Origin of the sequence: Prevotella sp. oral taxon 317 str. F0108, assembly GCF_000162415.1 — a bacterium.
Lineage (GTDB): Bacteria > Bacteroidota > Bacteroidia > Bacteroidales > Bacteroidaceae > Prevotella > Prevotella conceptionensis.
In genome coordinates this window covers 804161-815784 of record NZ_GG740072.1, presented here as the reverse complement: position 1 = coordinate 815784, position 11624 = coordinate 804161, and the positions used below count along the sequence as shown (strand labels likewise).

The following is an 11624-nucleotide window of genomic DNA, read 5'->3' as shown; positions in this document are numbered from 1 at the left end:
CTCCTAACTAATTTATTTCCTCTCCGAGCCTGTGTGAACTATCTCCCTCGTACTTTGCCTTTCTTGCCTTCAAACTCAAAGGAGGTGGTATGGTCTTCGCCCAGAACAAGACGTGCGTTGAACTTTTTGCCAGCCTTACTCGTCAATCCTTTGAGAATGGGCGTTCGCCCGGTGGTTATCAAATCACGGATATTGTCTTCTGAAAGGAACGTGCCGCAGATTTCACGGAAGATGTGGAAGTCGCAGCCTTCGTGCCTGCATTTGGCAATCTTGGCATAGATACCCACACTCTCGTTACCACATTTGGGACAGCGGTAAGTAGGGTATGATTTCTGCATCGGTGGAGCAAGGGCGAGGAGTTCCTCGCAAATAGTCTCCACGTAGGAGTTGATGCCTTGCGCGAATTTCTCGGGCGGCATCTGTCCTGCTTCGATGGCGGCAAGGGTCAGTTCCCACGAGCCTGTCATCTCTGCATTGGCAATCCGTTTATCCTTGACAATCTCATAGACTGCCAAGCCTTTCTCTGTCGGGACTACCGTTTTCTTTTCTCTTCGGATATAGTCTCGCAGGATAAGTGTCTCGATGATGTTGGCGCAGGTGGCAGGTGTACCGATGCCACATTCTGCCATTGCTTTTTTGCTTTCTGCATCTGCGACCTCTTTGCCAGCATTCTCCATCGCGGAAAGCAAAGTGGCTTCGGTGTAGAGTGGTTTTGGCTTGGTCTTGTGTTCGGTAATCTCTGAAAAAAGCAGTGGTAACACCTCGTTTTCTGTCAGGGTGGGTAGGACAGATAAAGTCTGTTCTTCATCTTCCTTGCCTTTTTCATCGTTCGTGCCGGTACCTTGCTGTACAGCTTTCCAACCCAAAGAAATGCTTCGGCACGCCTTCCAAATAAAGGTATTTGTACCGTCGGTCAGTTCCACCTGCATCCTCTCTTCCTCCGAGTCGGGAGAAAAGGCTTCGATGAAACGATGGATTACCATTTGGAAGATGGTTGTTTCATCTGCCGATAGTTCCGATGGAGTTTCACCCGTAGGGATGATGGCGTGGTGGTCGGTTACCTTGTCGTTGTCCACAGAGTGACGGTTAAGCGGGCAAGATTGACTTTGTCCAATCTTGCCAAGCAAGGCGGGTACTTCCTCGAAGACGTCTTCGCTGATATATCGGCTGCCAGTGCGGGGATAGGTCGTGATTTTCTTCTCATAGAGGCTTTGGAGGGTTGAGAGGGTCTTGTCTGCTGAAAAGCCGTGCTTTCGGTTGGCTTCCTTTTGTAAGGAGGTAAGGTCGTACAAGAGGGGTGGCGACGTATGTCCCACCTTTCTTGCGACCGAAGTAACGGTAAGCCGGCTCTGTTCGCGAAGCATGGCGAGAGCGGACTGTGCATCGGCTTCATTCTCGAATGCACTATCGCTCACGGCTTTCAGCGATATGCCCTCTTTCTCTGCTGCTACGGAGAGTTTCCAATAAGGGACGGAAGAAAAATCACGATTCTCTATGTACCGACGGCAGACCATTGCGAGTGTCGGGGTCTGCACCCGTCCCAATGAGTAACCGCCTTTGCGTGCAATGGACAGGGCACGGCTGGCATTGATGCCCACAAGCCAATCGGCTTCGCTTCTTGCTTTGGCAGAATGATAGAGATTGTCATACGCAGTTCCTGCCTTGAGATGGGCAAGTCCTTCACGGATGGCTTTGTCCGTGAGTGAGGAAATCCAAAGTCTTTCAAAAGGCTTGTGGCAGTTCAAGTGCTGATAGATATAGCGGAAGATAAGTTCACCTTCACGCCCGGCATCGGTGGCTACGATGATGCGGTCGGCACTGTCGAAGCAACCACGAATGGCTTTGAGCTGCTTGAGTGCTGCGGGGGCTGACGTGTACTCCGTGTCCTTTCGCACTTGTCGCACGATAAGCCTGAAAGGATTTGGACGGATGGGTAGGTCTTCGGCTTTATAGGCTGCAAAACCGTAGGCTTCGGGCATGGCAAGGGTGATGAGGTGTCCCATCGCCCAAGTAACAAGATAGCCGTTACCTTCCAAGTATCCGTCCTGCTTGCCATTTGCCCCTACGATACGGGCTATATCTCTGGCTACCGAGGGTTTCTCGGCAATAATACAAGTAATCATAGTTAGGTTTGGTTTTAAGGGTTACATCTTACGTCCACGGCGCTGCTGTTTCTTCTCGTCCTGCTTCTGCTTTTGGGCGGCAGTGGGCTGTGTCTGCCCGGACTTTAAGGGCTCGTTCACGTTCTTGGTGGCTTCGTTGGTCTTGCCTTGGTTGTTCACTGCAACCTGTGTTTTGTGTTCTTCGGCTACGGCTACCACCTTTTCCTTGCCGGTTTCCTGCTTCTTGTCAGGGTTCCACTTGTAGAAACGTGGGCGGTTCTGTTCCTTGTCCATCTTGACATAGGCATTAAAAGGTTGCCCTTCCTTGTCCACCATATTCTTCAGATAAAGCGTGCGACCGCTGTCTAATGCTTCACGCTGCTTGTCGGAGAGTTCCAAACCACAGAGCTTGCGTGGTGCGCCTTGTTGCTGCGTGTGCTGCTGTCGCTCCTTCAAGCCTTGCTTGTTCTCGAAGATAAACTCGATGCCTTTCTTCTCAGCATTGACTTGCAGAGTGGCATTGAAGGACTTACCACTCTTGGCGGTCATTCCTTCCACTTTCACGGCTTTGCCCTCTACAAGGTCTTTGTACTGCGCATCAGAAAGTGTAACACCCTTGATTTCTTTTGGGATATTCACACGGTCGGCACGCAGGGCAATAAGTTCATTGGTCTGTGGGTCTATGGAAACGTATGCGGCAAATGGGTCACCATTCTTGGGCGTAATCTCGATGGTCTTGCCAAGGTTGCCCGTTGCAAGGAGTAGTTCTTTCTCTTCATTAGAGAACTTGTGTCCCATATAGGGGAAGTCGAGCTGCGGCTCTTTGCGAAGCGGGTGAACTGCCAAGCCGATGTTGCCCTCGCCAGCAGTACGGAATGCCAAACGAGCATCGGTGTAAATGGTAGTATCGTCTATCGGGATAGCAATGGTAACGAGGTTGCTCTTCTGCCAGTTGAGCATTTTTGCCAACTCTCCACTCTGTTCCAATCGCTCACGGGTAAGACCGAGAGTGTCGAGCTGCTTCCAATCAATCTTCGACTCGTCAATAGCGGTGGCGTTCTTCTGTTTGGGTAGAAAGTCCTCAAAGTGCACCTGACTTTCTGCCAACTGCTGCTTGTTCTCCGGTTTCTCACGGTTCTGAAGCATGGTGTGGAGCGATGCCACACCTTGCTCCACATTGTTAGCCACAACCTTGTAGAGTCCGAAGCGGGACGGCTCGTTGAACTGTTTGAGGAAATTGGTCATGAAGTTCTTCAGCAAGCCGTCCTTGTTGTTGAACTTCAAAAAGGCTGCCTGATGCACATCTTTGGCTTCCGTCGTTTGGAGTTTGCCCTTGTCATCAATACCTGAAACTACTGAGAGTTTTCCTGCATCATTCTCGTTCTTCACTTCCGTGCGGTCTTCCAATACCAGCACATAATTGTCGTTGCTGTTTGATTCCATTTTTCTAAATTTTAATATGGTGAATACTGTAATCAAGCAGCTAAATTATAGGTATATGAAGAGATTGAAAAGCTTTTGGGAAAAGCGGGAAATACAGGGAAAAAACAAGAATCCATTATCCGAATCTGTATGGAAAGCGGATAATGGCATGTTATAAATAAATATGAACGTTTCCGGTAGAGGAACTTATTTATTTATTTCCTCCTTTTTCGAATATTCTTTTTCTATCAATAAATTGATGAGAAATTTCTGCAAGTCTTGGTCAGTGGGTACATTGAGTTTCTTGCGGATATGGTTACGCGTCACGTCAACGTTGTTTTCGGTTTTGTCGAGTAGCAGGCCGATTTCGCTCCGCTTCTTTCCTGCGAGAATGAGGCGGCACACATCCGTTTCTGATTTAGTCAGACAGGGAAAGTGGTGCCCCAGATCGCAGTCGTCCATCAAGTGTTTTTTCAGATGCAGGCGCACGGCGTTGATAAGGTTGCGTTGCGATTTCGGTTTGAGCATGGAAAACAGGCGGTCCGTGTCCTCGGGCGGCGGGTGGTCGTTGCCGCTCATGCGCAGATAGACCTCTATCTCCTGCCTGTTCAGCCTGACGGCGTGCATCAGTGCTGTCTCACGGTGATGCAAATCGGTATTTTCCTTCGTTACGCTCATCACATTATATCGTAGCAGTTCGCCCAGCGTGCAGAGGAAAAACTGCACGAAGAGGAAGAAACCGAACAGGCGCCAAAGCGAAGGCTCTTCAAGATATGCTGCCACACAACCATAGCCAATCACGCTGATGGTGGAGACGATAAAGGGGGTAAACCGGACAAAGCTTATCACAAGGAAGAATACCGCCAACAATGACGCTATCTGATTGACGAGGATGAGTTGTAGAAAATGGTCGGGACGCACGGTGGCAAAATAAAAGAAACGCATGACGATGGTACACTGCGCCACGAGCACCGTGAGTGAAAAAGCCTTGGAAAGTGTCAGCCACTGCGTGAGGTAGAGCAACAGCGAAAGAAGGCATACCGCAAGGTGTATACCGCTCATAGAAAGCGGCAGCGGGTCGTTCGAACCACCCAGTCCCAAAAACTGCATCGAGATGATGGTAACAACGAGAAGGGAGTGGAGTAAATACACGATGACGCGGTGCCGCTCGATGGTGTTTTCGGCGCGCGACCGTAGGAATGCCGATACCTTTTCTGTGAGAGAATGAAAGATCATTGTTGCCGTTTTTACTTTTTATAACGACTGCAAAGATACGTTTTTATTTTCTCTTTCCAAGCTTTTTATTAAGTGTTTTTAAGGGGGTGGTTAAGGTTTTTAGGGGTGTAATAAAAGCCTTTAAATGGTCTTTCTGCTAAGAAACTCTGACTTATAACATTTTGTTTGTTATTTTTGTATAGTCTTTTGCTGTTCTCGCAAAAATATTCCTTGCAGAACAGCCAAGAAATGAACTGTCCAGCATGTGAAAATCAGCAGACAGGAATGTGAAATGAGAACATAGAAATATTTTTAATTCATAATCAGCGAAAAGAGTTATTCATAAAGAGAATGAAATTATGGCAAATGAAAAACAACAGGTATCAATCAGAGGATTAGGCTCTGCACCAATCTCTTTGTCCTGGTACCAGTGGTGCCGGCAGAGGTGAGAAACACTTCAAACAGGGCTGTCGTTGCTACAATCAGGAGGGATATACTTTAGATGAAAAGGACGAGAAACCAATTGCGTCCATGAATCTAAGAAACTGAGCATATACTGGAAATATACTATAAATATACTATAAATGAAACATTTTATCACATTACTGTTTGTCATTACACTCTACGCAGGAGAAATGTATGCCGCCACTCCGGCAGACTCCATCCGCAAAGAGATGAAGCACCTCAAAGGAGAAAAACTTTTGCAGGCCTACCATAATCTTTGCCGGTTGGCAGCTGCCGAAGATAATATGGGCTATGAATTACGCTGCATCCGTGAATATCTTGCCGAATCCTTACGCCAAAAAGACAAGGAGGCGGAAGCCCAGGCGCGCGTCACCCAGTTGTATTGCTATTACAACTACGAGATGACCGACAGCATTAGCTACTATTTGCCCGAAATCCTCAGTGCTATGAAAAAGAACGGGACATGGGATTATTACTACAATGCGTGGAACGTGCTGATTGAGAGTTATCTCTACGAAGACAAGGTGCAGACCGCATTGCTTGAAGCGCAAAAGATGTATGCCGACGCGCGAAAAAGAAAGAGCAACTATGGATTAGGCACTTCCACCTACGGCATGGCATGCATCTATCAGACAATGGGACGTTTCCGCGAAGCCGAGAAGACCATCGAGGAGAGCATCGCCGCCCTTTCCAAGGCCGATGAAATCTCACAATTGCTCTCTGCCTACAACGTCTTGGGCGAAACGCTCGACGGACTGCGGAAATATGAAAAGCTAAGAGCGAAATGCACGGAATGGAAAGCGGTCATCGACAAATACAAGAACGAAGCCCTGCGAAAAGGCTACACACCCTCGCTCAACGGACGCTATCTCTACTGCACGCTGGCAACTGCCGTCGCAGAATTGGAAACAGGCCATTACGACCGCGCCAAGGGATTGCTGCAGCTCGCCGATAAATATGCCGAGGGGCGCAAAGCCGTCGCCCGATTCAAGCTCCTTCAAGTGAAAGCCCGCTACTATGCAGCCATCAAGCAGTACGACCGGGCCATTGCCTGCAACAACGAGAACATGGGCATCATGACTGCCGCCGGCGACTCCGTCAGCCTGCTTACCGTGCAGATGCAGCAAGCCGACCTCTACACGCAGGCCGGACGATACAAGGAAGCCGCAGAACTCTACAGCCTTGTCATCCCACACAAAGACAAACTGCGCAACACCGAGCTTGCCAAGCAGCTCGACGAATTGCGCACCATCTTCGAGATTGACAAGCTCACACTCCGGAACGAGGTCATCACAACACGGCTCTATCTCTCACTCATCATCGTGGCATTGCTGCTTGCCACCGTCGTACTTTACATCACCTACACCCGCCGCTTGCGCCGCAAAAACAGGGCTTTGTACGACTCCATTCTATTATACCGCAAGGCGGAAAGCGACATGGAGACTGCGGCAAGGCTCGTTCCCGAGGAAGAACTCGACCGTGAAGGAAAAATCTACCGCCGGTTGTGCGAGCTGATGCAGAAAGAGAAAATCTATAAAGACACGGAGTTGAACCGCGACATACTCTCAAAGCGGATTGGAACAAATGCCGTCTATATCACCAATGCCGTGCGCAAATATGCCGACGGAGCCACAATCAACGAATTTATCAACGGTTACCGGTTGCGACACGCGGCATCGCTGCTCACCAACAATCCCGACTTGAACATCAACGAAGTGGAATGTAGGTCAGGATTCAATTCCAGAGCCACATTTAACCGTTGTTTCCGGGCTTTCTTCGGGATGTCGCCTTCAGAATACAAAGCTGTTTCCAAAGAAAAAAAGAAAACGCAAAAGGGTTCATTCGAAGAGAGGGCATAGGTGTTCCGGACATTTATAAATCGTCAATTCTTAGTGAATTACAAATATGATACAAGTTTTTTCAAATATGAAACGCCCTGTTGGTCTTCGTAGAATAATTTTGCAACAGAATCAACAAGTAGCAAAGATGAAGAAGACCTGTTGGGTATATATTTTAAGAAATGAAAGCGGAGAAATAACCATCGGCTTTTCGATCGATATGGATGAAAAGTTCACCGAAATCTCCATGAGAAAGGAAAAGCTGTATTATCTCCGTCCGTTTGAAGAGCCGTTCGACGGCTTGGCGCACAAGCATCTTTTGGATTCCCTTTCCAAAGACACGATCAACCATCTTGTACGACGTAATCGGGAACAGACAGAAACATACAAGGAAGTCTTCCGGAAAACGTAGTAATTATGCCACGCCCCCCGATAACCAAAAGAATATTTAATTTTTTAATTTCAAATTCAATATGAAACAACAAAACATCATTCAGAGACTATGCCTCTTCCTCTTCGTTCTCGTGCTGGCCCTGCCGGCGTTGGCGACAAATTATGGTCGTGAGGGCTATGAGACATTCCGCTCACGCAACTTAGGCACGCACCAGACAGTAACAACACTCAAACAAGGGAAGGTGGAAATAACATTCAGTAGTTGCACTACTTCAGGCAGCTCGGGCAACGGTGCCATCTATCAGCCCGCAAAGGGCTCTCGCATCACCGTAAAGGCCGACGACGGCTATTCCATCCGCTGGATCATCCTGCGCGATACCGAGGGTGGCGAAAGCTATAGGCACCCCCAAGGCAAATATCGCATCAGCAGCGTTACATCGGGCTATGACTATTACTTCGAGAAGGAAGCCGTGTCGAATTCGCATATAAGCGGAGGCAATCAAAATCAACTCAATGACGACGACAACAACATCATCGTCTACCAGTACGATGCCTCGGCACAAAGCGTTGAGATCCGGCCCCACAACAACCGCAATTGGGAACAGTTCAAGGTGCGCGACATCATCGTGGGTTATGTCAGGGCACCCAAGGTGAGGTTCGAGAAGGACAGGTACGATATCTACTCCGTGAGTTCGGTGTTGATGAGGCTGATGCCGAAAGACTCGGTCCGCAGCATCTTGTAGGTGATGAAACCGTGGTCTTTCGGTGCCAAAACAATCTTGAATATCGGGTCTTTGAAGTAAAAGGCCAGCAGTGTGCACGCTCCGCCCACAATGATGACCTTGAGAATAATGCTCCGCAGAATGTCCAAATGATCCCAAAAGGAGAGTTCTTCGTTCTCAGCCATCACTTGTCATTGGCGTTTGTCGTGTCCTTTTCCGTATCTTTTGTGTTTGGATTCGCTTCATTCTCGATGCCGTTGACTCAGTCCTTGAAACTCTTGACCCCTTTGCCAAGGCCTTTCATCAGTTCTGGAATCTTCTTGCCGCCAAACAAAAGCAGGATAATAAGTGCAATGATAAAAATTTCTTGTGTTCCTAACATGTTCTTTGGGTTAATGGGTTTATTGCATGCAAATATAATGGAATTGGCCGGAATATCAAAGAGAATATGTAAATATTACATGGGTTCGCTGTTAAGAAGATGGGCAGAGCCGTAGGAATAAACAGCCTTCCGTTGGCCCCTTCGGTGCTTTCTGCCAAGAATGCACGACGCTCTGAGGCCCGCCCTTGCCCTTTCTTTATGAGGAGGAGCTCGAACAGCTTGTCCCAAGGGTATACCGTACCTCCAACCAAGGGTATACCGTACCCACGACCAAGGGTATACCGTACCTATGACCAAGGGTATACCGTACCTATGACCATAGGTATACCGTACCCGTGTTCAAGGGTGTTTAACACCTGTCCCTGTAAGTGTTTAACACTTGTGATTGCGAGTGTTCCGTACTCACTGTTGCGAGTGTTTAACACTCACGATCGCAGGAATTAATCCTCCTCCTCTTGAAGAAGGAGAGGGGTGAGGTTTCTGAGGACTTATATCGGACGCATGTTGGTTTCGTAGCCAAAATCGCACATATAATTCACCAATACGTCAAATATCAAGTATTTTATGTCAGAATAGGCACTCAACTGGCATTGAAAATTATTATTTTTGCAACAAGAACCTATTAACTAATATGAATTGACGCTATGGGTCATAACCAGACATTGCAATATCTTATCGACAACGAGCAGGATGCGCGTTGGGGACTGACGGTCAACGGTGTCGGTTTCCAGCATATAGATTCCGACGAGCCCTATCCCCCGAAGAACCATCCGCAAGAATATTCGTTCCTGGCGGACCAAGGCAGGCGGCTGAATGAATATCAATTCATCTATATTACTGCGGGAAGAGGCTTCTTTCAATCCGAGCACTGTGCGCAGACAGAAATCAAGGAAGGAGACATGTTTCTGTTGTTTCCCCGAGAGTGGCACAGTTATCACCCCGACCCCGGAACGGGCTGGAATGAATATTGGATAGGCTTCAGGGGGCAGAACATAGACAGCCGTATTGCGAATGGCTTTTTCTCTCCGCGGGAACCGGTGTTCCACGTCGGGCTGCACGATGAGCTTGTGCAGGTGTTCCGTAACGCCATTGCGATTGCCAAGGAGCAGTATGTCGGCTACCAGCAGATGCTGGCCGGGGCCGCGAACATGGTGATGGGCCATGCTTACGCCTTTAACCGGCACAACGAATTCGAAAACCGTGAGGTGGTCGAGCAGATGAGAAAGGCGAAGGTGATTATGACGGAACGGCTCGCAGAGGGTATCACCCCGATGGAAGTGGCGGAAGAAATCAATATGGGCTATTCAAGGTTCCGTCAGGTGTTCAGGAAATTCACAGGCTATGCGCCGCTCCAATATATTCAGGAGGTGAGGCTGACGAAATGCAAACAACTCTTGGCAAACACCAATCTTTCGCTGACGGAAATTGCCTATCAGGTGGGTTATGAGTCGGTAGACTATTTCGCAACCACTTTCCGCAAGAAGAACGGGGTCACACCGACGGCCTATCGGAAATCAGTAAGACGATAATCACTAAACCATATAACTAATGAAACAACTAAAATCTCAACAAGCAGACAGCGTCTTCTTCGCCGTAGACTTAGGCGCCACGAGTGGCAGGACTATCATCGGTACGATTTCAGGCAAGGGTGCCGATGGCTGTGCGGCTGACAAGCCAACCATCACGTTGGAAGAACTGACCCGCTTCGACAATGCATTGATACAAATCCGCGGGCACGTCTGCTGGGATTTGGCCGCCCTCTATAACAAAATCATCGTCGGACTCCGTCTTGCTGCCCAAAGAAACTACCCTATAGAAAGCATAGGCATTGACACTTGGGGCTGCGACTTTGTGTGCATCGGAGCCGACGGTCTACCGTTGGGTAATCCGTTTGCCTACCGCGACCCGCACACCGTAGGGAAAATGGATGAATATTTCGCTGAGGCGATGCCGAAAGCGCAGGTGTATGAGAAGACGGGCATACAGCTGATGAACTTTAACTCGCTTTTCCAACTCTATGCGATGCGCAAGGCTGGGAGTCCGGCACTGCAAAATGCCGACAGAATCCTGTTCATGCCCGACGCGTTGAGCTATCTCCTGACAGGGGAGATGGTTTGTGAGTATACCATATCCTCTACGTCACAGATGCTGAATGTGCATACGGGAGAAATCGACGAGGCATTGCTTCGGAGTGTGGGACTGCGACGGACACATTTCGGTAGGACGGTCGGGCCCGGTACCGTCGTCGGGACACTGACCGAAGAGGTCCGCAAACTGACAGGACTCGGTCCGCTTCCCGTCGTTGCCGTGGCGGGGCATGACACGGCAAGTGCCGTTGCAGCCGTCCCTGCCGCAGGTCCACACTTTGCCTATCTCAGTTCGGGCACATGGAGCCTGATGGGAATCGAAACGCCGCAGGCCATCGTCAATGAGCAGTCTTTCAGTCGTAACTTCACCAATGAGGGAGGAGTTGCGGGCACCGTCCGCTTCCTGAAGAACATCTGCGGCATGTGGCTGTATGAGTGCTGTCGCCGCGAATGGAAGAAAGAGTCCGGCGACGTGAGTCATGCAACGCTGATCGAAGAAGCCATGAAGGCCGAGGGCTCCAGGAGCCTCATCAATCCCGATGACCCCATGTTTGCCAATCCCGACTCCATGACGGCGGCCATTCAGACTTATTGCCGCAAGCACGACGAGCCTGTTCCCGAGACCCGGGGGCAGTTCTGTCGCTGCATATACGACTCGCTTGCACTGCGCTATCGGCAGGTGTTCGGCTGGCTGAAAGAATTTGCTCCGTTCCCGTTAGATGTACTCCACGTGATAGGTGGCGGTTCGCAAAACAGTTTTCTCAATCAGTTCACGGCCGATTCATGCAACATCACTGTTCTTGCCGGTCCTCAGGAGTGCACCGCCATCGGCAATGTCATGTTGCAGGCAAAGGCTGCCGGATATTTCAAGGATGTGTGGGATATGAGGCAAGTCATCGCAAACAGCATTGCACCGGCAAGATTTATCCCTCGGGATACGGCACCGTGGAAGGCTGCCTATGAGAAATACCTGTATATAACGGGTGGGAGTGAAGAAG

General features: G+C 49.3%; 8 protein-coding genes and 2 pseudogenes. 5 read left to right on the top strand and 5 right to left on the bottom strand.

Annotation, left to right across the window (positions count from 1 at the left end):
• Nucleotides 1-38 precede the first annotated feature (38 nt).
• The 3 genes from HMPREF0670_RS02925 to HMPREF0670_RS02915 form a co-directional block, all read right to left on the bottom strand.
• A complete protein-coding gene (locus HMPREF0670_RS02925) occupies nucleotides 39-2123 on the bottom strand; it encodes a type IA DNA topoisomerase (protein ID WP_009229667.1) in 2085 nt (694 codons plus the stop codon).
• A 21-nt stretch (nucleotides 2124-2144) separates the two neighbouring features.
• The gene (locus tag HMPREF0670_RS02920; protein ID WP_009229666.1) at nucleotides 2145-3545 is read right to left on the bottom strand and encodes a DUF4099 domain-containing protein; all 1401 of its coding nucleotides are present in this window, start codon (nucleotides 3543-3545) and stop codon (nucleotides 2145-2147) included.
• A gap of 186 nt (nucleotides 3546-3731) precedes the next feature.
• Nucleotides 3732-4760, bottom strand: a complete 1029-nt coding sequence (locus HMPREF0670_RS02915; RefSeq protein WP_009229665.1) for a helix-turn-helix transcriptional regulator — start codon at nucleotides 4758-4760, stop codon at nucleotides 3732-3734.
• 563 nt (nucleotides 4761-5323) lie between these two features.
• On the opposite strand from HMPREF0670_RS02915, the gene HMPREF0670_RS02910 reads away from it, so the two are divergent.
• The 3 genes and pseudogenes from HMPREF0670_RS02910 to HMPREF0670_RS02900 all read left to right on the top strand — a co-directional run.
• Complete coding sequence (locus HMPREF0670_RS02910; RefSeq protein WP_009229664.1) at nucleotides 5324-7063, top strand: AraC family transcriptional regulator; 1740 nt, start codon at nucleotides 5324-5326, stop codon at nucleotides 7061-7063.
• 127 nt (nucleotides 7064-7190) lie between these two features.
• Nucleotides 7191-7454 carry a hypothetical protein gene (locus HMPREF0670_RS02905; RefSeq protein WP_009229663.1) on the top strand — a complete coding sequence of 88 codons (264 nt, stop codon included), beginning with the start codon at nucleotides 7191-7193 and terminating at the stop codon, nucleotides 7452-7454.
• A gap of 61 nt (nucleotides 7455-7515) precedes the next feature.
• Nucleotides 7516-8124, top strand: a pseudogene (locus HMPREF0670_RS02900) (peptidase M26); the annotation flags it as partial.
• On the opposite strand, the gene HMPREF0670_RS15535 reads toward HMPREF0670_RS02900, so the two are convergent.
• Nucleotides 8115-8342: a twin-arginine translocase subunit TatC gene (locus HMPREF0670_RS15535; protein WP_232213846.1), complete on the bottom strand. Its 228-nt coding sequence runs from the start codon at nucleotides 8340-8342 to the stop codon at nucleotides 8115-8117. The pseudogene HMPREF0670_RS02900 and the gene HMPREF0670_RS15535 overlap by 10 nt on opposite strands.
• A gap of 80 nt (nucleotides 8343-8422) precedes the next feature.
• A pseudogene (locus HMPREF0670_RS15530) lies at nucleotides 8423-8539 on the bottom strand (twin-arginine translocase TatA/TatE family subunit); the annotation flags it as partial.
• Between the two features lie 644 nt (nucleotides 8540-9183).
• Here HMPREF0670_RS15530 and HMPREF0670_RS02895 point away from each other — a divergent pair.
• Nucleotides 9184-10068 (top strand): helix-turn-helix transcriptional regulator, encoded by an 885-nt coding sequence (locus HMPREF0670_RS02895; RefSeq protein ID WP_009229659.1) that lies wholly within the window; start codon nucleotides 9184-9186, stop codon nucleotides 10066-10068.
• Nucleotides 10069-10087: 19 nt separating this feature from the next.
• Nucleotides 10088-11624 (top strand): rhamnulokinase (locus HMPREF0670_RS02890; RefSeq protein WP_009229658.1); only part of this gene is annotated, 1537 nt, incomplete at its 3' end.